The organism is Streptacidiphilus carbonis (genome assembly GCF_000787775.1).
In the GTDB taxonomy this organism is placed as follows: domain Bacteria; phylum Actinomycetota; class Actinomycetes; order Streptomycetales; family Streptomycetaceae; genus Streptacidiphilus; species Streptacidiphilus carbonis.
The window spans coordinates 1-22,927 of the sequence record NZ_BBPM01000085.1; the positions used below are offsets into that span (position 1 = coordinate 1).

Sequence of the window (22,927 nt, forward strand, 5' to 3'; positions counted from 1 at the left end):
GAGCGGGCGCTCGATACCCTTGGGCTTTCCGGTGACACCAGAGGAGTACAGCATCAGGAAACCTTCGGTCTCGTCGGCGATCGGCGATTCCGGACACCTGGCGATCATGTCCTCGTACGGATCAAATCCTGGAACGGGCTCCCCCACGGCAAGCCGTACGCCCACCGAAGAGAGGGATGACTCCAGTTCAGGGAGAAGTTCCCGGAGCGAACCGTCCACGACCAGGGCGCGCGCACCGCAGTCGTTTACGATATAGCCGATCTCGGGCGTTGTGAGATGGCTGTTGACGGGTGTCACGTAAAGGCCTGAACGCTGCGCCGCCCAGCAGGTCTCAAAGTACTCCGCCCTGTTGCCGAGCAGCACGGCAATATGATCACCTGCGGACAGGCCCTTGGCTCGAAAGAAATGTGCGAGCCGGTTCGACCGGGCCTCCAGCGCTCGATAGGTCAGCGTCGTACCGGATCCCGCCATGATGACGGCGGGCCTGTCTCCGTCGGTCCGTGCATGGACCCCGGGATGCCAAAGCTTCGCAGGCTGCGTATCGCTCATGCCGTGAATTTCATGTGCGCCTACCTGGTTCTTTGCGGAGGTGGACGAGAATCGAACTCGCCAGGCGGGCGTGACCCACCTCAACGGTTTTGAAGACCGCGCCGGCCACCAGGCCCGGAGACACCTCCCAGCCGCTTCCGACCAAGCAGTAATTTATCACTTCAGGCCGGTTCTGGTAAGTCGTTTCCCCCATGCGTTGGAGATCATTTTCAGCGCTCCGGTCAACACGGAACGATCAATCGAATGTTCGGTTGTAGCTACAAAAATCCCCGCGAGGCATGGACGCCCCATCACACCCGTCCGTATTCTTGTTGTACCGACCATAGTGTAGATCGGGAGCAACCGATCATTGATCTGAGCAGCTGACCTCCACTATTGAAAGGAGTCGAAGCCGACATTTTGCCGCCACGCACGGAACCTGTTAGTGATCAGGGGAATCGCATGACAGACGCCAGTGCCAAGCCTGCCGAGCAAGGCCAACAAAAACAAGGTCTGCATTGTACTGCATCCTGGGGGTCACCCATCCTGCTGGCAGTGGCAGCAGCTTTGCAGATTACCGTTGCAATGGGGCCGATGGCACACGACTTAGGTAATGTTCAGCCGCTCGTCTGGGCACTTTCCGCTGCTATGGGGCTCGTTCAGTGCTTCTTCATAGCCGAGCTCGCAGTACATTTTCCGAGGCGCGCCGGGGGAACCGCCACTTATGCCCACGAGGCGCTTGGCGATCAACTCCGCTGGATCCCGGCCATGTCAAGCTGGGCATACTGGTTCGCCTGGACACCGGGGGTCGCGGTCAACCTCATACTAGCTTCCGACTATCTCCGAGCGACTGTCTTTCCGCACGTGAACACAGTCGTTCTGAGCCTGATACTCGGCGCCGTCCTGTACGCCATCAACGCCCGCGGCCTTCAGTTCAATGTCAGAATATCGGCAACGTTGATAATTCTGACAGCGGTGCCGCTCCTGGCACTATTCCTGGCGCCACTGATACGGCCTTCCCTGTTCCAGGGCGCTCGCGTATGGCCATTTCACTTCCCAGCCAGCCATGGATTCCCAATAGCATTGGTGATCAAGTGGCTCTTCGTAGCCGCATGGTCCGCATACGGTGCTGAGATGAGCTCGACAATCTTCGCCGAATGCCGTACGTCGAAGCGCACCATCGTGCGTGGAATGGCTGTCGCCGGAACCGGCTGCCTGATAGCGTTTGCGCTTATCCCCTTCGTACTCACGGGAATTGTTGGTGCGCGCGGGCTCGGCGATGATCCGGCAACCGTTTTTCTGGTCCCGGCCAAGGTGGTACTGGGCACAGCCGGTGCGAAAATTACGGGTCTCATGCTGGCGAGCGCCCTCATCGTGGGCGCCCAGGCCTACATCATCTCGTCTTCCAGGACGCTCTACCAAATGTCGCGCGACGGATACATGCCTCGGTCATTTCAGCGCGTAAACCGGTTCGGCGCGCCGTTCAACACCGTGATCTGCGACGCCGTCGTAATCGCGCTGCTGGTCGGCGTCTTCCGAACGAACGTGGTCAACGTCGTTGCCTCCGCCAACATCGGCTACCTGCTGGTCTTCATCATTCTGCCGCTGAGCTTCGTGATCATCCGGCGCCGGCGGAGCCGAACGGGCGAACTCACGATCATGCCAGGGTGGCTGACACCTGTGGCGTTCCTATTCGCCGCCCTCAATGCCTGCCTACTCATTGCTGGAGCCGTGCTATGGGGCACACGTGTTTGGCTGACGGGCGTGGTGGTCCTTTCCGTGATATTCCCGCTCATGTTCTTTCGCGCACACGAGGAACGGCGTGCACACCACGTACCGCCTATTATTCACCAGCCGCCCGGTGAGCGATCGGAGCGCGCGTCGTACCTGAGCGACGACGGCTGACCGGACCGTCCCTCCGAGCGCGACTGAGAAGGGTCACGACCAAGCAGAGCCGCTGGAAAGCCGAGCTGGAAAGGGCGAATCGTGCATGTGATAGCTACTGCCGGGCATGTGGACCACGGAAAGTCCACCTTGCTCCGGGCTCTCACCGGAATGGAACCGGACCGGTGGGCCGAAGAGCATCGCAGGGGCATGACGATTGATCTGGGATACGTGTGGACTTCACTGCCCACCGGCGAGACGGTGGCGTTCGTCGATGTCCCCGGCCATCAACGCTTCATCTCAAACACATTGGCCGGGCTCGGACCGGTCCCGGCAGTCCTGCTGGTGGTGGCCGCCGATGAGGGCTGGTGTCGGCAGACAGGCGAACATGTCGCTGCGTTGCAGGCGTTGGGGGTCTGCCACGGCATTCTCGTCATCACCCGCGCCGACCTGGGCGACGCCGACCTGGCGGCGGAAGAGGCACGCGAATACTTGCGCGGGACGACCCTCGACGGCATCGAACCCGTCGCCGTCAGTGCTGTGACCGGAATGGGCCTCGACGATCTTCGGGCCGCGCTCAGCCGCTTGCTGTCCCGACTGCCTGCGCCCCGCGCCACTCCCGCCGCACGGCTCTGGGTGGACCGCGTGTTCACGGTCCGGGGCGCGGGAACTGTGCTGACCGGCACCCTCAGCTCGGGCCGGATCACGACCGGCGACGAACTGCTGCTGGCTCCCTCCGATCGACTTGTCCGGGTGCGCAAACTCGAAAGCCTCAAGCAATCGCTGCACCAGGTGACAGCGGTCTCCCGCGTAGCCGTCAATGTTCGCGGGCTGAGCGCGGACGAGGTGCACCGCGGACACGCTTTGGTAAGCCCCTCCCTTTGGACTGCCGCGAGCACGTTGGACGTCAGGCTGCTGACTCCCGCGGAGAAGATGCCGACCCAGGCGATTCTCCACATCGGCTCTGCCGCAACCACCGTCCACATACGGATGTTCGGCGCGGACACTGCACGGTTGTCTCTCTCTGGACCGCTGCCGCTGCATGTCGGCGAACGAGCTCTCCTGCGCGACCCTGGCGAGCAGCGAATCCTCGCGGGACTGATCATCCTGGACACCGAGCCGCCTTCGCTACGCCGCCACGGCGGCAAGACACGAGCGAAGCAACTGGCCGACATGTCAGGCGGAGCCGATCCGGAAGGAGAGGTCGCGCGCCGACGAGTCATCAGCCGTGGCCAGCTGGTGGCGATGGGCGTCTCCCTACCGGATGCGCCTGCCCCCGACCATGCCGTTCCGGCGGGGGACTGGCTCATTCACCAGGATCAGTGGACCGAATGGTTGACCAAGCTCAACGCAACCGTCGAACAGTGGGCCGCAGCTCACCCGATGACACCTGGCATATCGAGGAACGCCGTCACTCGTAGCCTGGGCCTACCGGATCAGCGCCTCCTCGACGCCCTGCTCGCTGAGGAAACCGGTCTGGTGTCGGACGCGGACGGCGTCCACTGCCAAGGCGTGTCTGCTGCCCTTCCGGAACCCGTCGCAACAGCACTGGGCGTACTCGGCGCGCGACTCGCCGCTAATCCGTTCGCGGCGCCAGGAGCGGACGAGCTCATTTCCCTGGGCCTGACCTCACGTCACCTCGCCACGGCCGTCAAAAGAGGGCTTCTCATACACGTCGGTGACGGCGTATACCTCCCGCCCGACGCCCCCGACCTCGCCATGCTCCGAATGAGCGCCCTCCAACAGCCGTTCACACTCAGCGACGCGCGCCAAGCACTCCGGACGACCCGCCGGGTGGCTATACCGCTCTTGGAGTGGCTGGACCGAACCGGACGCACTCGTCGAATCGATTCCGACAGACGCTCTGTCCAGACGGACGTACGCCCAAGCTGAAGGTGTCGGCTGAACCGTTAGGCCCGTCCAGCAGACGTGGGAAGTCGATTGTCGGGGTTCAACTGCGGGTGGCGGTGAGCCGCCCGTCGAAGGCGTTGAGTGCGGCCTGGGAGCGTCATCCGGCATATCAAACGCAGGATGAGCCGCTTCCCTGGATGCCCCCTACACCCTCGCGCGCGCACTGGAGGTCCAGCGCCACGCCCTCCACGCAGGCCTCCATCGGGCACTGTCCCTCCCCGATCTTCTCATCGCCGCCACGGCGGAGCTTAACCACCTGACGGTGCTCCACGACGACGGCGACTTCGACATGGTCACCGACCCCCCCGGAGCCGGACGGACGTCGCTACGTCGTCGACCGGCGCGGGCGGGCTCAAGGCATCCAGCGCACGAAGGCGCGCACGCATTTCGGCGGTGGCGAAGAGCTGGGTGGCGGACCCGAGCCGCTGTCCCAGGCCGCTGCGCTCATGAGCAGCTGCGTGTCCGGCGGTGGAAGATCAGGAGGCCGGCGAGGGCGAAGACTGCGGCCCAGGCAAGGCCGAGGGCGAGGTGGCCCCACAGGGCGGTGTGCCCCAGCGCGCCCCCGACCGCGAACTGCATGGGGCCGAAGGAGGGGAACCACTGCAGCACCGGCTTGTTGGCAAGCGGGTTGCCGAGCGGGTTCTGCAGGAAGGTGTCCATCAGTCCGCCCATGATGATCAGGAAGAAGCCCTCCAGGTCGCCTTTGACCAGAACGCCCAGGAGCAGGCCGAACGCGCCGTAGGTCAGTGCGCTGACGGTGTAGCCGCCCAGGACGGCCAGCCAGCCGACCGGGTCCGGCCGCCAGAAGGCGAGCAGGACGACCGCGGTGTAAAGCGCGACCGCGGCGGCCACGACGGCCACCGACAGGATCTTGGCCGCGATGAGGGTGTTCTGCCGGTAGCCGGCGAACACGAGCCTGCGGTCGAAGGCGAGGGCCTTGCGGACGGCGTCGAAGACGGCGAACCCGACGATCAGGGTCAGGGCGTTCAGTCCGGCGCTGATCAGGGTCAGGTGGCCGCCGTCGACGGCCAGGACCCGACCGGTGGCGAACAGCCGGAACTCCAGACTCTGGTGACCGACCATCAGCAGCATCAGGAGGTACCAGACGGGCACGAAGGCGACCAGGAGCATGCCCGCCAGCCGGTTGCGGGTCTGGTTGCGCAGGGCGAACCGCAGAGCGGTGGCGAACGGGGAAAACGCTGGCTTCGCGGCGGCAGCGGTGGCGGCGGCCGCAGGCCCGGGCCGCAGGTCAGGCGTGGACATGGTCGCTGCTCCCGGTGCTGGTACGGCGCACGGCCAGCCGGCCGTCGGCCAGGTCGGCGAGGGTGTCGAAGCGGTCCTGTTCGAAGACCAGGTGGGTGATGACGACGATGGCGGTGCCGTGCTCGCGCAGTTCGCCGACCAGGTCCCAGAAACGCAGGTAGGTCTCCCAGTCGAAGCCCTGGTAGGGCTCGTCCAGCAGCAGCACGTCCGGCTCGTGCAGCAGCGCGAGAGTGAGATTCAGCTTCTGCCGGGTGCCGCCGGACAATTCCCCGACCGTCCGGTCGCGGTACTGCCGGAAGCCGAGCCGGTCCAGCAGTTCCTCCCCGCGGCGCAGGTCCGGGAGCCGGAAGGCGGCGGCGAAGTACTGCAGGTGCTGTGCCACGGTCAGGCTGTCGCTCAGCACCGGCTGCTGTGGGCAGTAGCCCAGGGTGCCGCCGAGTTCGACGGTGCCCTGGTCGGCCGCGAGGGTGCCGGCCAGGATCTGCAGCAGGGTGGACTTGCCGGCCCCGTTCTCGCCCACGACGCCCGCCAGTTCCCCGGGGGCGACGGTGAGGTCAGCCCCGCGCAGGACGCGGTGCCTGCCGTAGGACTTGTGCAGCTCCCGCGCCCGAAGCGCGGGGCGGCTCGGAGGTTCGGTCATTGGATGCCTTCCTCTGGTTCCGTCGGATGAGGGGGGAGCAGGCCGGCGGTGTACACGGTGAGGACCTCGGCGGTCCAGCGCGTCATACCGTCGGTGGAGAGCGGATCGGTGCCGAGCACATCGGCCAGGTGGTCCCGCAGCAGCAGCACGGCCAGGTCGTTGGCCATCAGGAAGGCCGCACGCACCAGCGGGTCCGGCCCGCGGGCCGCCAGCCCCGCCGCCGACAGTGCGTCCAGTGCCGCTTGGCTCGCCGTGAACAGGCGCCGGAACAGCTGGCGGCCCGCGTCGCCGCCGTCCAGGAGCAGGCGGCGCAGATAGGCGGGTATCGGGGAGTCGGCGGGCAGGTGCCGGGTCACGGCCTCCGCGAGCGATCCGCTGGACTCGGGTGCCAGCGGATCCGCGCCCGATCCGGCGGACAGTTCGGCGAGCATCGCGTCGAACAGGCCCAGCACATGCTGGTCGACCGCCTCGAGCAGTCCGGCCTTCGACCCGAAGTGGTGCACCACCAGCCCCGCGGAGACGCCCGCGGCAGCAGCGATCTGCCGGACCGTAACGGCGTCGGCCCCCCGCTCCGCGAACAACCGCAGTGCCTCGTCGCGGATCACCGCCCGCGCAGTCCGGTCATCAGATACTGAACGCATGTACAGGATACTATACGAGCGTTCAATCCCATACTAGTGCCAGTGACGCGGCTCGGACGGCCCGTAGGGCAGAGTGATGACGAACGTGCCGCGGCTGTGGCCTCGTTCGACCCGGCGCAGCGCCTCACCGGTGTCCGCCAGCGGATAGGTGCGCGCCCCGCCACCGGGGCGAGCGCATCGTCGGCGACAAGATTCCCAGCGCCGCCAGCTCAGTGCGGCGCATGGCCGCAGGAAGCGGCTTGAGTCGACGGAAGGTGAACGGGTCGAGCACGACGGCCTGGGCAACGGGCCGCTGCGGGCGCCGTCGTCGATGAGCGAGGCCCGGCTGCGCCGGTACGCCGCCCGCCTGGGCGCGGGCGGGCGGCGAGCAACAGACACCCTCCGCTGATCTGCGACGTGGGGTGGCCTGGAGGGTGGGGCACCCGCGGGAAGGGCCTGTGCGGGTGGGGCGCGTCACGGCACAGCGGCCGACGGGTGACCGCGGCAATCCTGATCTCGGCCCGTACTTCCCCTGGGAGCAAGGCGTTCGGGCGTGGCTGGTCCGTCCGCCGTCGCCGATCCGCGAGTCGGCTGGGGGCGGCTGCTCAGTGGCCGGTGGTGAGTTCGCCGCTGAGCGTGCTGTGGGTGTGGGCGCTGGCCTGGTTGAGGCCAATGATCTCGACCTGCGTGCCGCGTTGGGCGTACTTGGTCTCGATGGCGTCGAGGTCGGCCACGGAGGAGGCGTCCCAGATGTGGGCGTCGGTGAGGTCGATGACGACCTTGTCGGGGTCTGCGCTGTAGTCGAACTGGCCGACGAGGTCGTTGCTGGAGGCGAAGAAACAGTTCGCCGGTGACTGCGTAGACGACGCTGGTGCCGTCGGGGTCGGTGACGGCGGTGACGTGGGTGAGGTGGGCGACGCGGCGGGCAAAGATGACCATGGCGGTCAGCGAGCCGACGACGACGCCGATGAACAGGTGGGAGGGTCGCGGAGAGGGTGTGCAGATCATCGAAGGCCTGGAGGGGATGTGCGCCCAGGGTCTGCGAGGGGTCGTCGATCCAGGCTAGTAGGGCTTGGTCAGGTGTACGCGGTGGTGGCGTGTCCTGCCGGGGTTCTGCGCGTTGATGGTGTGTGACACCTGGGGAGTTGGATCAGGTCCGGGAGGATCTGGTGGCCTTCACGGCGGAGATGTTCGAGGCGTTCACGCGCACGGATCAGCACCGCTGGGGACAGGCGTATGTGCGCGGGCTGCTGCTGGAGGGGCGGCGCAAGTCGGTGGAGCCGATGGCTGCCCGGCTGGGCGAGGACGGCAACCGTCAGGCTCTGGCCCACTTCGTGACCTCCAGCCCGTGGGACTGGGCCCACGTGCGGGCCAGGGTGGCCTGGCGGATGCACGAAGCGATCGACCCGAGCGTGCTGATCGTGGACGACACCGGGTTCCTCAAGGACGGCGACGCTTCCGCGTGCGTGGCGCGGCAGTACACGGGAACCGCGGGTAAGGTCACCAACTGCCAGGTGGGGGTGTCGGTGCACCTGGCCCGCGACCACGCATCCGCGCCGGTCAACTGGCGTCTGTTCCTGCCCAAGTCCTGGGACCCGGACTCGCATCTGGCCGACCCGGCCAAGGTCGCCCGCCGGGAACGCTGCGGCATCCCGGCCGACGTGGGCCACGTGGAAAAGTGGCAGCTCGCGCTCGACATGATCGACGAGACCCGGTCCTGGGGCGTGGACGTCCCCCTGGTCCTGGCAGACGCCGGCTACGGCGACAGCACCGCGTTCCGGCTCGGCCTGAACCAACGCGGCCTGAACTACATCGTCGGAATCTCCACCACGCCCACCGCCCACCCCTGCTCGGCACGCCCGGTCACCGCGCCCCACAGCGGGACCGGGCGGCCACCGGTTCCCAAGTACCCCGACCCGGCGCGCTCGGTCAAAGCCCTGGTCATCGAGGCTGGCCAGAGCGCGGCCAAGCCGGTGTCCTGGCGCGAGGGCTCGCGTCCGGGCAACGGTCGTACCGGCTACAAGCGCATGTACTCGCGCTTCGTGGCCCTGCGGATCCGTCCCGCCGGACGCGAGATCCGCGACGCCACCGCGGGCGTGGAACTCGCGGAGTGCTGGGTACTGGCCGAATGGCCCGCGAAGGAATCCGAACCGGTCCAGTTCTGGCTCTCCGACCTGCCCGCCGACACTGCGCTGACCACCCTGGTCCGGATGGCCAAACTACGCTGGCGCATCGAGCACGACTACCGCGAGATGAAGCAGGCCCTGGGCCTGGCCCGAGGGCCGTACGTTCAACGGCTGGCACCACCACGTCACCCTGGTTTCTCTCGCCCACGCCTTCTGCACCCTGCGCAGACTGGCCACCGCCCCAAAAGACACGGCGCCGGCCTGAGCCTCTACCAAGTCGTCCGCGAGCTGCAGTTACTCCTCGCCACCTGGGCCGGCGCCTGCCCCATCTGCCACCGCGACATCTCCACACCCATACGAACCTGACCAAGCCCTATTAGGGCCGCGTGGTGGAAGGCAGCCCAGCCAGTCTGTGCGGCCAGTCCGGCCAGCCGGTCGGGAACATAGCGCTGACGCAGCGCCTCCGCTACGGCTTCGGTGAGGGCTGCGGCCTTGGCCAGGTCGCGTTCTCGCAGGGCTGGCGTCATGGCGATGACCGCTAGTACCCCGCGAACGGTATGTGATCGGCGAGCGCAAGAGCGCGCACGAAGCCGTGCAGGCGGACCAATTGGCGGGCGACGAAGCGGACGGGGGCTGACCGGTGGGGAGCGTAGGCGGCGGCCCACAAAAAAGGTACGTGATTCATGCCAGCAGGATCCAATGCTCGGCTCCGGTCGGTCCAACGGATCGTTTCGCTGGCCGCCATCGGTAAAGTAGATGGATGGAGATACGTCAGCTCCGCCACTTCGTAGCGGTCGTCAACCGAGGTACCTTCACAGCGGCCGCCCGGTCGGAGCTCATCGTGCAATCAGCACTCAGTGCATCCATCCGCAATCTGGAGCGTGAGCTGGGGGCCGACCTGTTCGACCGCATCGGCCGCCAAGTGGTGCTCACCGAAGCCGGACGGGCCCTGCTGCCGCAGGCCCGGGCGCTGCTCGCCGGTGTCCACGCGGCGCGGGACGCGGTGGCGGCCGTCGCAGGACTGGCCGTCGGGCGAGTGTCCATCGGGACGATCCAGACGCTGACCTGCGTGGACCTGCCCGCGGAACTGGCGCTCTTCCACCGGCGCCGACCCGGTATCCAGGTGTCAGTACGCGATGCGCCGGTCGACGAACTCTATGCAGGACTACGTGCCGGCGAGCTCGACCTCGCCTATCTCGCCCCCAATGCGACTGAACTCCCGGACAACCTGGTGGAGTTCGCGTCCTGGCATGAGGAACTGGTACTCATCACTTCCCCTGGGCACCAGCTCGCGCAAGCGGGCCGCACGCTGATCCGGGATCTCGCACAGGAATCCTTCATCGACTTCCGCGCGGGCACGGGCCTGGAGAACGCAGTGCGCAAGCTTGCCGCACACTGCGGACTGGAACGCCGGATCACCTGCGATGTAACCCAGATCGGGATGCTCGTCGACCTGGTCCGGGCTGGCATCGGGGTCGCGTTCGTGCCCCGGCGTATCGGCGAGGACGCAGGACTCCCGTGCGTACGGATCCGCCAACCCGAACCAGGCCGCACAGTCGTACTGACAGGACGCGGATCACGCCCCCGTAACCCGGCCGCCGCCGCCCTCATCGACCACCTCACCCGATACCAGAGCAAGGGCCCGTCAGACACACGCCTGCGGCCAACCCAGGTAATAGAACCCTAACGCTCGCCTACGGCTTTCGGACTCCGAGACAATCCGCGCCGCTCTTCTACCGAACTTGATCGACTGTCTTCGCAGCTCAGATATAGCGTTCTCTCTCCCGCTGCTTGGCGCAAACGCTCGGCCAACGGCCAGGTCAGCCTCGTCGCCTACGGCAGCAGCAGTCCGCTGTCCCGACACTCGCCGCATAACCACATAAGCGCGTGTCTACCACCCGGGGTGAAGCCCCGACGCTTGGGCGGAGTTCGCGCCATTCCTGCAGTTCTACCTGGACCGCAAGATCGTGTGCACCACCAATGCGATCGAGTAGGTCAGCGCACGGTCCCCAAGGCAGTCCGCGCCCGCGGGCCCTTCCCGACCGAACAGGCAGCGCTCAAGTGCGTCTACCTCGCACTAATGAGGCTGGGCCCGACCGGCACCGGGCCGCAAGGTGGGAAGTCGAGTGTTGGGGTTCAACGGCGGGCGGCGGAGAGTCGCCCGCCGAAGGCGATCCCGAAAGCGGCCGCGGAGCCCGGCGGCGCGTCGGCCGCGACCCGGCGTAGGCGTCGGGGGCACGTCACCGGACCGTCCGTGCGACCTCACTGCCCGGATGCCGCCAAGTGCGGTGCGGCCGGGCGACGAGCGGTTCAGGGCGCCTGGGGTGTCGGCGTCGGTGCCGGCTCGGGGACCAGGACCGACGCCGCGCCGCCCGGACTGTAGTCGCGGTACCAGGGCAGGTCGTCCGCGCCCATGCTGCGGAAGTGGTGGCCGCCGTTGTCCAGCAGGGTCGATCGGTCGGCGCCCTTACCGACCCAGTCGACCGCCAGATCGAAGGTGCAGTCGCAGTGGCGGTCGTCGAGGTCTATCCGGAACTCCTCCGGCGAGCCCGCGGTGACGTAGTAGTAGTGGCCGGCACCGTCCGCCTTGCCCTCCACGACTTCGGGCGTGCGGTCGTCGAGCCGGGTCGAGAAGTACCGCGGGTTGCTCTGGCCACCGCAGCCCTCGCAGGGGACGTCGACGAACAGGCCCGTGCGCGGGTCCGCCAGGCGGTGCACGTTGACGACCCGGACCCCGTTGATCAGGAGCGCCTCGGAGCTGCTGGTCTGCAGGGTGATGGTGACCGAGTTGGCGAGCTGGGTGATGCCCGGCTCCGCGGTCAGGGCGTGCCCGGCTGACAGGGCGCCGCCGAGCACGCCCTCGGTCCCCGGCCAGTAGAAATGACCGTGGGTCTTCTGGTCGCCGATGACCGTGGTGGCCTCCAGGGCCCCGGTGGTGGTCGTCACCCCGTCCGAGTTCGCTGGAGGCGGGTTGGTGTGGTCGCCGGAGGCGGGCGCAAGGCGGAGCCCCACCAGCGTGGCGGCCAGGGCGACGGCGAGAGCGAGGACGACGACGGCGATTACGGCCCGGCTCTGGAGGCCCACGGACACCGTGTTCCCCCTGCCGCTGATGACGACCTGGTTGCTGCGCTGCACCTCGCGAAGGTGGATCCCGCCCGGCTGCGCATTATCTGGCCCGTCGTCACCCCCGCCTGAGGCCGGTGGCCCCGGCTCCTGCTGCCGCTTGCGCAGGTCCGCGAAGACGGGACCCCACGCCGCCGACACTGCCGCGACGGCGACGCCGAGGGAGGAGGCTACCGTCAAGCGGTCGGTGGGCTCCTTGAGCAGCGACGGAAACAGCACGTAGTCGGCGACGAAGGTCGTGAGGAGGAAGGCCACCGCGGTGACTCCGCACGCGACGAGCCATCGCGCCCACGACGGCAGGCCGGCGGACGGCGCGGGCCCGTCGGGCGCAGTGGGCGAGGTGAGCGGGGGCGGCGTGGCGATGGGCCCTGGGGCGGCTGCCTGGAGCTGAGCTGGACTCGCCTGACTGCCAAGCGTGTTGGCGAACTCCTCAAGCAGGGCGAGACTGCGGCGCCACCGCATGAAGTCTGTTCGGAACCCACGGTCCCCGTCGGCGGTGTCCAGCAGCCAGTTCGCCAACCGGCGCGCTGTGGCCTGGTCCTCCGGCACCTGGCGCAGGGCGGTCAGTAGGCCGGGACCTTCGGCAGGTCCTGCGGCCGCAGGGCCCGCGGGTGCGGAGGCGACCAACTCGACCAGCGGGCCCCAGTACTTGGCCCCGCGGTGGCCAGAAGCCGCTCCCGCGACGTACCCGAGCAGGGCAGCCAGGGTGCTCGCCTCCTGCCCGCGCCCCCCACCTGCAGCCACTACGGCCTCTTCTCTCCGACTTGCCCCAATCCCGCATGGTCGCACAGAGTTGACTGCTTTTCAGTAACTCCTGATGGCTGTCCGCAGCCCGCGCTAGGGTGGTCGGGTCCGGGATCCCGGCGCAGGCACCCGTTCGGCCCCCTGCTCCGGACGGGCGTCGGCGGCGGACACCCCGAGGGGGACTCGTGGCATTCTGGGCCCTCGCCGTCGAACTCGGCACGGCGCACCCGAGTGTGGCCACCCGGTGGTCGGGCGGCGCGATCCGACCCGTCAATCCCCCCTCGGCCCTCCTGGGCGGTGTCGGGCCCGGCACACCTCCCGGGCAGGCATGGGCGGATTTCGTCAGGGCGGCAGTGGCCTTGTCGGCTCCGCCGGCGTCGCCGACCGAGCCCACAGGCGCCCACCGCGGGCCGCAAGAGCTCGCGGTGGTGCACCCGACCCGGTGGACTGGATCCGGTGAACTAGTCGCCCTGGAACGGATGTTGACAGACTCCGGCTTGCCCAACCCCCGGTTCGTCCCGCAAGCCGTCTGCATTGCGTCGCCCTCCGGTGCCGGGCAGCAGCCCGGCAGCTGTCTCGCTGTCGTCAGCCATGACGGCGCGGGGTTCGAGATCGCGGTCGTGGAGCGGACGGAAGAGGGCTTACGCCTGGTCGGCCCGAGCGGCGGGTTGGACGTCGACGAGACCCGGCCCGAGGACGTCACCGCGCGCGCACTGGGGCACGAACTCCTCGCGACCGTGGCCGAGAGCGGGCTGCCCGCAGGCCGGCTCAGGGGCGTGGTCCTCGACGCCCGGGCGAGTGCCAGTCCGCAACTGTTGCACGTCCTGAGACAGTTGACGGGACTTCCGGTGCAGTTCGCCCCGGACCTTCCGGGTGGCTTGGCCGGTGCCGCCTTCGCCGCGGTCGACCCTGGCCGGCAGGCCGGCGGTGGGAACGTTGCGGCCTCCGGCGGCGAACCAACCCCCCGCGGGCGCCGGACGGTGCTGATCGCCGGCGCGATGGCCGCGGCCCTAGTTCTCGGAGGCCTCGGCGTGTACCTCGCCACCGCGCCGGCGTCGACGCCCGCATCCGCCGGCACCCGCCCGACCGGGACGTCGCAGGCCGGACCGACGACGCTGTCCAGTGCGCTTCCTACCGTTGCGGGCACCGCCCCCGGCCCCTACGACGTCTACGTCGCCGACCAGGAGACGAACACGCTGACCCCGGTCAACACGACTGCTGGGGCGGCCGGTCCGCCCATCCAGCTCGGGGCCTGCCGGGCGCCCGGTGATCTCGTCATCAGCCGGGACCGCAAGCAGGGGTTCGTGAACTGCGTCGGCCCGACGATCCTTGCGGTGAACCTGACCACCGGAAGGGTCGGGCCGGCGATCTCCCTCACGATGCCGGGCAACAACGACATGGTCTTCTCGCCGGATGGGTCGACGCTGTACGTATTCTCCCGCGACCAGTCCGTGGGGGCGGGCGCGGTCACCCCCATTGACACCCGAACCGACGCGCTGGGTAAGACCATTCCCGTGTCCGACAACGTGAACGCGATGGCGGTGACCCCCGATGGCCGACACGTGTACGCCCTCGACTACGGGACCGGAGGCGGCCAGCTCGGCTCCTTCATCGACATCGACACGACGCGCGCGACAGCGTCCGCGCCAATCCAGGTCGGCGAAAACCCGACCGCGATCGTGTTCACGCCGGACGGCCGGACCGCGTTCATCGCCTGCAGCAGCTCGGGGTTCGTACTCCCGGTCGACACCGCGACGGACACGGTCGGACAGCCGATCCAGGTGGATGGCAACCCCCTCCGGCTCGCCATCACACCTGACGGCAGGACCGTCTACGCTCTCGGCGCCAACGCCCAGACCTCGTCCGGTTCTGCGGTCACCCCGATCGACGTCGCGAGCGACGCGGCCCGCACCCCCATCGACATCAAGGGGGACCAGATGGCGATCGCGCCGGGAGGTGGGCAGGTCTTCACCTACGGGTCCGCCAGCCAACAGAGCGTCAACTGGTTCGACACGGCCACCGGCAGCGTCGGGCAACCGATCCAGGTGGGCACCTACCCCGCCGGGATCGCCTTCTCGGCCTCTGGGAAGACGGCGTTCGTCCTACGGGACGGAACGGGCACGGTGGACCCGGTCACCACGGTCGTACCGGTCGATCTGCCGTCCGGCCGCCCCGGCAAACCGATCGTCCTGCCCGGCCCAGGGGTGCTGGCCGTGCCCGCACCCGTGGTGCACCCACGACCCGCCCCCAGCGGTCCCAGCCATTCCCCCGCCGGAACGCCCTCCGCGTCCGGCGGGCCGCAAGATGGCGGCGCCGGCGCCCGCTGCGGGACGGTCGGCCCCAGCCCGACCAACGGGACCCTGGTCCTGGTCATCCAGTCCGGCACGGTGACCTGCTCCGAGGCTCTCAAAGTGCTGGCCGACTACCGGGCCGACACCAACAGGCAGGGCTCAGGGGGCTTCGCCACGGTGGACGGCTGGAACTGCTCCCACAACAGCGTGGCCGGCTTCGAACAATCCGGCGCACTGGAAGGGTGCCAGCGGGGAAGCGACAGCTTCGGGACGCAGGCCGGCTGAACGCCGCGACCGGCAGGGGCCGGTCCAACTCCACCTCAACGTGGCGAAGGAGATCGAGCTGCTTGTCTTGCGACACCAGCTCTGGGTGCTGCAACGCCAGCTCGGTCAACCAAAGTTGGAAGGAACGCTTGCTGCCGGCCACCTTGCCCCGCCTCCTCCCGAGAGCGGGCTGGAGCAGCTTGTTCGTCACCCCGGCGACGCTACTGTGCTGGGGGAGCTGATCAGCTGTCAGGGAATCGGCCACGGTCGCGAGCCGACCATGCCCGGCACGTCGGACAGTCTGATTGAAGCGTTTGGCTCCGGTCTCACGGGCACTCTCTGCAGCTACGATCGCACGTGCCGATACGGCGTTCTCGCTCACCAACCCTCCTTGTGGAGAGACCGGTAAGTCGGTCAGGGCTGCTGAAGGCCGCCCATCTGCGTTGCGAAGACGACGGGATCGCTGTCGAACCCTCGGATCATCTCGTGCAGCTCCCACTCGCCGGAGGTATCCCGGACGAACTCCGCGACGGTCGCGGCGGTGGATCCGGCGACGCTCGCGAAGTCGTCCGCCAGCAACTCGCGGAACTTCTCCACGATCACCACACCGGTGTTGGATACCTCGCCGAAGGTGAGAGGGCCGTTGCTTTGATGGATGCCCACGCCCACGACTACCCGCGCGTAAGAGGGGGCCAGCCGATCGAGTTCCAGGACCATCGCCTCGTTGAAGCCCAGCCCCTGGCCGGTCTTGCTGTGCCGGCTCATGTTGATGGTGCCGTCCGGTGACCGGCTGTCGTAGTGGACGACGTACACCGGTTGCCCGTGCGGGGCGTCCACCGAGTAGGTCGTGGCCATGATGTCCAGATGGTGGGGCGGCTGATCCCGGGTGGCGGGGTCCCAGCGGAGCTTTACTTCGACCTTGCGGAGTTCCTTGTGGACACTGCTCACCGAACGCTGCCTCCCCGAATCAGGCCAGGACTTCTCTGCATGCCCAAGTATGGCTTTTTAACGTCCCGTTGATCTTTTCATAGCATGCGTGATCATGGCCGTGCAAGCCCCGGGATGCAGCCCGTCGACGCTCCTCCTCGCCGCCGCCTCGCCCTCCGCCCGCGCGGTGGCGGCCTGGACGCCATCTGGACCGCGCCTGGGATCGTCCTCGGCGCTTCACCGCCCACCCCGGGCGACAAGGGGCGCGGAGCCGCGCCCGAACTCGGCCGTCGGTGAGCGTCGTTTTCGACTTTGGAGTCGCCACCTTGCTTTCGGGCCCCCGAAGTGACGGTCCGCGACTACCTCCAGCACAGCGGCTCGAACCTCGCCAACTGAGAAGGCGCCGGTCGTCATGGGGTAACAGGGCTGAACAGCAACCTGCCCAACAAGCGGCTCCGGTCCTGGCGTCTCCACAGCCATCTTCGGCGTTCATCGGGGGCAGGGTGGTCTTGCTGAGCATCCGAGTTGTCGGCCGATCACGTCATCGTGCACGGCCGTGCCGTGGTCGTGCCTATGGCCCAGGTCCGCTGACCGTCCCGGAAACCCAGGTGCCCGAAGACCGGACGGTTATCCGATCGCGGTCGCTTCTTGCTCCAAGGTCCGCAAGGCCCGGTTCCCGGTCTTGAACGGGCGGGTCCAGGGGATGGCCAGGACCGGACAGCGGGCGTGGGCCAGGACGTAGCGGCTGGTGCGTCCGTGGACCGTGCGGGCCAGCGGGCCACGCGCGCCAGCCCCGATGACCAAGAGATCCGCGGGCTGGTCGGCGCTCTGACACAGCGCGGGTCCGCTCGGGCCACGGATCACCAGGGTCTGCACCTTCAGATCGGTCGGACAGCCGCCGAATGCCTGGTCGAACGCGGTCTGCAGGCGTTGGCGCGCGCAGTCGCGCCAGACCTGGGCCAAGGGCGGGCAGGGCGCGGACCGGTAGGCGACCTCGCCGCCGGGCGGGATCCAGGCCAGGACGGCGACCAGGGTCCGCTCGGTGGCGCGGGCTTGCACGGCTGCGTAGCGCAGCGCCGCCAGATTCCTCAGCGATCCGCTGACTCCGACCACGATCCGGTCCTGGTCCCCGGTCACCGTCCCCACGCTCCTTCGCTCGCGCGGATGCCTCTCTTCATTTTAGGACCGTCCTTCGCACCGGCACCCGCCCGTACGCGGCCGTGTTGCCTCCCGGGTCGGGCCGTGGACGGAACAGAGGTGGGACTTTCAGGCAGCGATCACGGGCCGGGTCAGGCCGTCCATGGCTGCCCTGGCTTGGCTGGCGGTCTTCCGCAACATCCGACCGGCCACGGCCAGTCCGGCCGGTGTTCCCAAACTGTCGGAGCCCGGCCCAGGACTACCGCTCGGGCGGAAAACCGCGCGGTGGCCCCCGCCCCGACGTTGGGGAAGACCGTCCAACGCGAGCCCACAATCGAGGCCCATCGAGCAAGCAGAACCCCGGCACCATAAGCCCCGAGCCTGGCGACTGTCGGCTAACCGGGCTTGAGGGCTGTGTTGCCGCCTGGGAGTCGATCATGCCCGCACTCTGCTCCTCGGCCGCCTCGCTCGCGCCTGGCGGCGGAACCGGTCCGAAGGCAGGCGGCCGGCCGCCTCGACGGCAGGGTCCCAGGGCGGTCTTCATCCGGGCCTCCCGGTTCCATTAGGCTTCAGATCCGTATCGCAGGTGCCTGTAGCGGGGGACACATGGCTGACGCCAACGATCAGGGCGAGAGCGTGTGGCGCTGGGTGGGCATGGTCAGCGCCGTGCTCGCGATCGCCGCCTTTTTCGGAATACACAACTTCACACAACTGAAGGACACACTCAGCGGTTCCGCGTCGAACTCGGGTCCAACCTCGAATGCCTCGCCGAGTCCGACATGCAACCAGGTCCAGTCCGCACTTGGCGCATGCGGAGTCCACTTTCGCTCGCCGGGCGGATGGAAGAAGACCGGAACGTGTGATGCGACCCGCTGTCCTCTCAGCGAGACGTTCGAGAACGACGGCAAGGCCACCGGCTCGGGGACCGTGACCTTCAGCATCCATGCAGGAAACGGGTTTGGAGCTATCACCGGCAGCAGTTGCACGGCAGTCATTCAGTCAACTCCGCCCAAGGGCGTGACCACCGCATCATGCACCATCTACTCACGCAACTATGGGAGCGAGTCGACTTACGGCATTAGCGACGATGTGAGAAGCGCGAACTGAGGGGGCGTCGAGTCCGATTTCTAGAGGTCTCCTCCCGATTGGGTGAGAACACCTTGGCGGAAGCGTCGGCCCACGCGGCTTCGGCTGATGTTCACAGAGGCCTCGTCAGCGGGTAGGTCCAGGAGTTCCACCAGCGTGTTGAGCTGCTACCGGTCGCCTTCGGTGGCTCATGATCCAGCGCTTTGCCTGGCGGTGCGAGGGCGAAGGTGAGCATGTCGTCGTCGATAACCTTGGGGAGTCCGCCGTGGTTGCCCTTGGCAGCGGCGGGTCGTGTCCCTTCTCGTGGTGTAGCCGATCAATCTGACGTTGCGTTGGTGGTGTTGGGAAGTGCGGGGGCGCTCTGTGGGAGCTCGGTCGGGTAGATCTGCTCCATGCTGCCTTCGGGCAGGTATCGGCGTGGGAAGGCGATCCATTCGTCGTGCAGTTCGAAGAGCACGGCGGTGACCAGCCGCAGGAGCGCGTCGTCGTTGGGGAAGACCTGGACGACGTCGACGCGGCGCTTGATCTCGCGGTTGATGCGCTCCAGCGGGTTGGTGGACTGGATCTTTTTCCAGTGCCGTTCGGGGAACGCCGCGAAGGCGGTCAGGTCGTCCTTGGCGTCCAGGAGCATCTGTTTGACCTTGGGGAACTGCTGGCCGAGCAGGTCGGCGACGGTGTCGAGCTGGGTGCGGACCGCGTCCTGGGTGGGTTGGGCGAAGACTGTGCGGATGGTGGCGGCGACCATCTCGGCTGATTCCTTCGGAATCACGGCGAAGACGTTGCGCAGGAAATGGACCCGGCAGCGCTGCCAGGCCGCGCCGAGCATGACCTTGCGGATGGCCTTGACCAGGCCGCAGTGGTTGTCGGACAGGACCAGGCGGACCCCGGCAAGCCCGCGTTCGCGTAGGGAGCGCAGGAACTCGGCCCAGAACACCTCGGTCTCGCTGTCGCCGACCATGACGCCTAGCACCTCGCGGCCGCCGTCCTCGGTGATGCCGGTGGCCACGACCACGGCCCGAGAGGCGATCTGGTGGTTCACCCGGGCCTTGCAGTAGGTGGCGTCGAGGTAGATGTAGGGGAAGCGGGTGTGGTCCAGCGGCCGGGTCCGGAAGGCGGTCAGCGGTCCGTCCAGGTCTGCGCAGATCCGTGAGACCTCGCTCTTGGAGATGCCGGTGTCCGCGCCGAGGGCCTTGGCCAGGTCGTCGACGGAGCGGGTGGACACGCCGTGGACGTAGGCCTCGATGATGACGGCGTACAGGGCCTGGTCGATGCGGCGCCGGCGTTCGAGCAGGCTGGGGAAGAAGGTACCGACGCGCAGTTTCGGGATGGCCAGCTCCAGGTCCCCGGCCGCGGTGCTGAGCGTCTTGTCGCGGTGCCCGTTGCGCAGGGCGGTGCGCTGGGGGGTGTGTTCGTTCCATTCGGCGCCGATGTGGTTGGTGGTCTCGGCCTCGATGAGCTCCTGCAGCATCCGCTCGGCAATGGAGCGGACGAGTTCGAGTCCGTCTGCTGAGCGTAGTGACTCAAGCAGCCGAAGTAGGTCAGACTGGGACAGGGCCATCGGACACCTCCGTCGTTGAACTGGCCGTTCACAACGGAGAGTTGCACGGTGGCCCGCCTTATGCGCAGAGAGCGGAAGCCTCCAGCGGGCGTACGCCCCGCGAGCAATCCGGCGCACCCCTCAACCTTGATCGGCTACACCACGACAAGGGACGCCATCCAGCGGCGGGTCCTGAAGCTGGCCGGAGAGGATCATCAGCTCGGCGGCGTTGCGGGCAAGGCGCTTGAGTTCCTGGACGGTGAGGATGACCTCCTGGTCGGGGACGGCCTCCTTGATGTCGTACGCGAGCTTCAACGCCTTCTCCAGCTCCGGCCGCGTCTTGATCCGGGTGGAGATCTTCTTGGAGAAGATCCGCTTGCAGACCGGTTCGAGTGCGGCGAGTTGGGAGGCGAGTTCCTGATGGGCGGTCGAACAGCGGGCGTACCCGATCCGGATCGGCTTGGCCGTCGCGGCGGCCGGCGGAGCTTCGACGGGCAGGCCCGCCTTCCACGGCCGCCCCGGGCCGCGGTCCTCGGGGACGGTCACCTCCAGTTCCTCGCGGAGCGCAGGGACGAGGATGAAGCGGGCGGTGTGGTACTTCGTTACGCATTTCCCGCTCCGAGTGCGGCAGGCGCTGCCCGCCGAGGCTTCACACTTCGGACAGTCGTTTCGTTCTACCGCGTTTGCCGCTTGATTGGGCGTCAGGTCCACCCGCGCAGTCTGTCAGAACTGTCTCGCACAACATGCTGGTTTTGAGAGGGGTTCTGCGAACGGCCACCTGCGGATTCGTGAACAGCACCGGCGTGTTCGCAGAACTCTCGCAACTGGTCATTTGTGAGAATCACGCAGCCCCCGACCGTAGCCGCTGCGCTCGGGTACGCGGGCCGAACTGTTCCGTACACGAAAGCCCCGGCTGCGCCTGGCGGTTCAATCCGTGAGGGTGTTGAGCCAGCCGGTCAGCAGACGGTTGATCTCCTCGGGGCGTTCCTGCTGGATCCAATGGCCGCAGCCCTCTACGAGGTGGGAGGCGGTCAGGCCGGGGAGGGTGGTGGGGAAGGCGTCGATAGCGTCGGACATCCAGGTGGTGGAGGCGTCCAGGGCGCCGCCGATGAACAGGGACGGCTGCTTGATCGGGGCGCCGCGGTGGGGGGCGAGGTCCTCCCAGTCGCGGTCCACGTTGCGGTAGCGGTTGAGGGCGCCGGTCAGACCCGTGCGCTCGAACTCTCCGGCGTAAACGTCGAGGTCGTCCTCGGCCAGCCAGGCCGGGAGGGTGCCATTGGGAAAACGGTCACGCAGCTGGCCGCCGTGGGCGACGAAGTGCGGGTCGGGCTCGCCCTGGGCGGGCATGGTGTCGGCGGACAGGGCGGCGTAGAAGCCCGCGAGCCAGCCCCGCACGTCAGGCTCGATCTCCGTCTCGGCGCGGCCGGGCTCCTGGAAGTATGAGACGTAGAACTCCTGCTCAGGGTCACCGATCTGGCCGAAGATGTCGGTGGGGCGGGGGCCGCCGGGTGGCGCGTACGGGACGCTCAGCAGGGCGACGGCCCGGAAGACCTCGGGGTGGAGCAGGGCGGAGGTGGCGGCGATGTTGGAGCCCCAGTCGTGGCCGACGACCACCGCGTTCTCCTCTCCGAGGGCGTGCACGAGCGCGACGTTGTCCTCCACCAGGTCCAGCATCCGGTAGGCATCGGTCTCCGCAGGCTTGGAGGAGCGGCCGTAGCCCCGCACGTCGATCGCCACCGCCCGGTAGCCGGCCGCGGCGAGGGCCGGGAGCTGGCGGCGCCAGGAGTACCAGGACTCGGGGAAGCCGTGCACGAGCAGGACCAGCGGTCCGGTGCCCTGCTCGACCATGTGCAGGTGCCCGGCAGGGGCCTCGACGGTGCGGTGGCGGAGTGCGGCGGACTGCTCGGGCTGCATGGGGCTTCTCCTCGGTTTGCGGGTGGACGCAGGTACGCATCGATCATGCGGCGCAGCGACCGTCCACCGCGATTACGCTTGCCACTCTGGCAAACTTGCAAGACGGGACGGTGGAGCGGCATGTCCGGAAGGGGGCAGAGCGGCTGACAGGCGACGACGTGGCCGACACGCTGGCGGCGATGGGCTCCCGGCTGCGGGCCGCACGCGAACACCGCGGCTCCACGCTCACCGGCGTCAGCTGCGCGACCGGCATCTCGCCGAGCACCCTGTCGCGGATCGAGACCAACCGACGCAAGCCCACCCTGGAAGTGGTGTTGCAGTTGGCGAAGGAGTACGGCGTCTCCCTGGACGAGCTGGCCGGCACCGCTCCCGACGCCGAGCCCCGCACCTCAGCGCTCCAGCGTTTCGGCGACGACAAGGCGGTGTTGCCGCTGACCCGGTACGTCGGTGGCCTGCACGCCCACAAACACGTCCTACCCGCCGTCCAGGAGCCGCCCGCGCGGCCCCGGCAGGCCTCCCACGATGGCTGGGAATGGCTGTGCGTCCTGTACGGGCGGCTGTGGCTCGCACTCGGCGACCAGGACCTCGTCCTGGGTGCCGGGGACGTCGCCGAGTTCGACACCCGTAATCCCCATGGGGTCGCGAACGCCGGCCCCGGCGGCCCGGTCGAGTACCTGATCATGTTCGGGCCGCAGGGAGAGCGCCTGCGACCGCGCACTCCGCCCGCCCCCGGCCCCAGGGCCCGGTAGCAAGCAGCGAACGAACGGCCTGACGTCCCGGATACGCCCGATGTCGCCCTCGCCATCATGGACTGGACGCTCGTTGGGATCTTGGCGGCGGCCTCACTGCTGACGGGGCGTGAACGGGTGGGCCGTCAGTTGGCGTGGGCGTGTGGCTGGGGCGGGTGGTGCAGGGCGTGGAGTATGGCGCGG

Annotated in this window: 16 protein-coding genes, 1 tRNA gene and 4 pseudogenes; 8 read left to right on the forward strand and 13 right to left on the reverse strand. The window is 68.0% G+C overall.

The window, feature by feature from the left end; genetic code table 11:
- Positions 1-549 (reverse strand): AMP-binding protein (locus TR46_RS35030; RefSeq protein WP_152626875.1); only part of this gene is annotated, 549 nt, incomplete at its 3' end.
- A 35-nt stretch (positions 550-584) separates the two neighbouring features.
- Positions 585-677 (reverse strand) — tRNA-Sec (locus TR46_RS41840).
- Positions 678-990: 313 nt separating this feature from the next.
- Between TR46_RS41840 and TR46_RS40385 the strand changes: the two genes are divergently transcribed.
- The 3 genes and pseudogenes from TR46_RS40385 to TR46_RS44845 form a co-directional block, all read left to right on the forward strand.
- Positions 991-2,433, forward strand: coding sequence for an APC family permease (locus TR46_RS40385; protein ID WP_084719203.1), 1,443 nt, complete (start codon positions 991-993; stop codon positions 2,431-2,433).
- 87 nt (positions 2,434-2,520) lie between these two features.
- Positions 2,521-4,305, forward strand: coding sequence for a selenocysteine-specific translation elongation factor (gene selB / locus TR46_RS35040; RefSeq protein WP_201776477.1), 1,785 nt, complete (start codon positions 2,521-2,523; stop codon positions 4,303-4,305).
- A 166-nt stretch (positions 4,306-4,471) separates the two neighbouring features.
- Positions 4,472-4,633, forward strand: a pseudogene (locus tag TR46_RS44845) (PIN domain-containing protein); the annotation flags it as partial.
- A 134-nt stretch (positions 4,634-4,767) separates the two neighbouring features.
- Here the strand turns inward: TR46_RS44845 and TR46_RS35045 are convergent.
- From TR46_RS35045 to TR46_RS35060, 4 genes and pseudogenes are all read right to left on the reverse strand, one after another.
- A complete protein-coding gene (locus TR46_RS35045) occupies positions 4,768-5,586 on the reverse strand; it encodes a hypothetical protein (protein WP_052433376.1) in 819 nt (272 codons plus the stop codon).
- Entirely contained in the window at positions 5,573-6,226 is a 654-nt protein-coding gene (locus TR46_RS35050; protein ID WP_042410503.1) for an ABC transporter ATP-binding protein, read from the reverse strand. The genes TR46_RS35045 and TR46_RS35050 overlap by 14 nt, the downstream gene beginning before the upstream one ends.
- Entirely contained in the window at positions 6,223-6,867 is a 645-nt protein-coding gene (locus TR46_RS35055) for a TetR/AcrR family transcriptional regulator (protein ID WP_042410506.1), read from the reverse strand. Before TR46_RS35055 ends, TR46_RS35050 begins: the two co-directional genes overlap by 4 nt.
- 584 nt (positions 6,868-7,451) lie before the next feature.
- Positions 7,452-7,824 (reverse strand): annotated as a pseudogene (locus tag TR46_RS35060) (STAS domain-containing protein); the annotation flags it as partial.
- Positions 7,825-8,033: 209 nt separating this feature from the next.
- Between TR46_RS35060 and TR46_RS35065 the strand changes: the two are divergent.
- The 3 genes and pseudogenes from TR46_RS35065 to TR46_RS44850 form a co-directional block, all read left to right on the forward strand.
- A pseudogene (locus TR46_RS35065) lies at positions 8,034-9,256 on the forward strand (IS701 family transposase); the annotation flags it as partial.
- Between the two features lie 476 nt (positions 9,257-9,732).
- Positions 9,733-10,659, forward strand: coding sequence for a LysR family transcriptional regulator (locus TR46_RS35070; protein ID WP_042410511.1), 927 nt, complete (start codon positions 9,733-9,735; stop codon positions 10,657-10,659).
- A 226-nt stretch (positions 10,660-10,885) separates the two neighbouring features.
- Positions 10,886-11,079: pseudogene (locus TR46_RS44850) on the forward strand (transposase); the annotation flags it as partial.
- Positions 11,080-11,282: 203 nt separating this feature from the next.
- On the opposite strand, the gene TR46_RS35075 reads toward TR46_RS44850, so the two are convergent.
- Positions 11,283-12,839 carry a hypothetical protein gene (locus TR46_RS35075; protein WP_152626876.1) on the reverse strand — a complete coding sequence of 519 codons (1,557 nt, stop codon included), beginning with the start codon at positions 12,837-12,839 and terminating at the stop codon, positions 11,283-11,285.
- 497 nt (positions 12,840-13,336) lie between these two features.
- On the opposite strand from TR46_RS35075, the gene TR46_RS35080 reads away from it, so the two are divergent.
- A complete protein-coding gene (locus tag TR46_RS35080) occupies positions 13,337-15,415 on the forward strand; it encodes a beta-propeller fold lactonase family protein (protein WP_152626877.1) in 2,079 nt (692 codons plus the stop codon).
- A 393-nt stretch (positions 15,416-15,808) separates the two neighbouring features.
- Here the strand turns inward: TR46_RS35080 and TR46_RS35085 are convergent, their stop codons facing one another.
- The 6 genes from TR46_RS35085 to TR46_RS35105 form a co-directional block, all read right to left on the reverse strand.
- A complete protein-coding gene (locus tag TR46_RS35085) occupies positions 15,809-16,393 on the reverse strand; it encodes a TerD family protein (protein ID WP_269084294.1) in 585 nt (194 codons plus the stop codon).
- 555 nt (positions 16,394-16,948) lie between these two features.
- Positions 16,949-17,458 carry a universal stress protein gene (locus TR46_RS35090; protein WP_042410519.1) on the reverse strand — a complete coding sequence of 170 codons (510 nt, stop codon included), beginning with the start codon at positions 17,456-17,458 and terminating at the stop codon, positions 16,949-16,951.
- 623 nt (positions 17,459-18,081) lie between these two features.
- Positions 18,082-18,453, reverse strand: coding sequence for a hypothetical protein (locus TR46_RS41845; RefSeq protein ID WP_152626878.1), 372 nt, complete (start codon positions 18,451-18,453; stop codon positions 18,082-18,084).
- Between the two features lie 407 nt (positions 18,454-18,860).
- A complete protein-coding gene (locus TR46_RS35095; protein ID WP_042410520.1) occupies positions 18,861-20,102 on the reverse strand; it encodes an IS256 family transposase in 1,242 nt (413 codons plus the stop codon).
- Between the two features lie 120 nt (positions 20,103-20,222).
- On the reverse strand, positions 20,223-20,792 hold the full coding sequence (locus TR46_RS35100; RefSeq protein ID WP_201776476.1) for a recombinase family protein: 570 nt from the start codon (positions 20,790-20,792) through the stop codon (positions 20,223-20,225).
- A 216-nt stretch (positions 20,793-21,008) separates the two neighbouring features.
- Positions 21,009-21,995, reverse strand: coding sequence for an alpha/beta fold hydrolase (locus tag TR46_RS35105; protein ID WP_042410521.1), 987 nt, complete (start codon positions 21,993-21,995; stop codon positions 21,009-21,011).
- A 143-nt stretch (positions 21,996-22,138) separates the two neighbouring features.
- Between TR46_RS35105 and TR46_RS35110 the strand changes: the two genes are divergently transcribed.
- On the forward strand, positions 22,139-22,744 hold the full coding sequence (locus tag TR46_RS35110) for a helix-turn-helix domain-containing protein (protein ID WP_152626879.1): 606 nt from the start codon (positions 22,139-22,141) through the stop codon (positions 22,742-22,744).
- Positions 22,745-22,927: the final 183 nt, after the last annotated feature.

Coding starts and splice junctions, on each gene's coding strand:
- TR46_RS40385 (WP_084719203.1), top strand. CDS start 991: ATGACAGACGCCAGTGCCAAGCCTGCCGAGCAAGGCCAACAAAAACAA.
- TR46_RS35045 (WP_052433376.1), bottom strand. CDS start 5,586: ATGTCCACGCCTGACCTGCGGCCCGGGCCTGCGGCCGCCGCCACCGCT.
- TR46_RS35050 (WP_042410503.1), bottom strand. CDS start 6,226: ATGACCGAACCTCCGAGCCGCCCCGCGCTTCGGGCGCGGGAGCTGCAC.
- TR46_RS35055 (WP_042410506.1), bottom strand. CDS start 6,867: ATGCGTTCAGTATCTGATGACCGGACTGCGCGGGCGGTGATCCGCGAC.
- TR46_RS35070 (WP_042410511.1), top strand. CDS start 9,733: ATGGAGATACGTCAGCTCCGCCACTTCGTAGCGGTCGTCAACCGAGGT.
- TR46_RS41845 (WP_152626878.1), bottom strand. CDS start 18,453: ATGACTGCCGTGCAACTGCTGCCGGTGATAGCTCCAAACCCGTTTCCT.
- TR46_RS35095 (WP_042410520.1), bottom strand. CDS start 20,102: ATGGCCCTGTCCCAGTCTGACCTACTTCGGCTGCTTGAGTCACTACGC.
- TR46_RS35105 (WP_042410521.1), bottom strand. CDS start 21,995: ATGCAGCCCGAGCAGTCCGCCGCACTCCGCCACCGCACCGTCGAGGCC.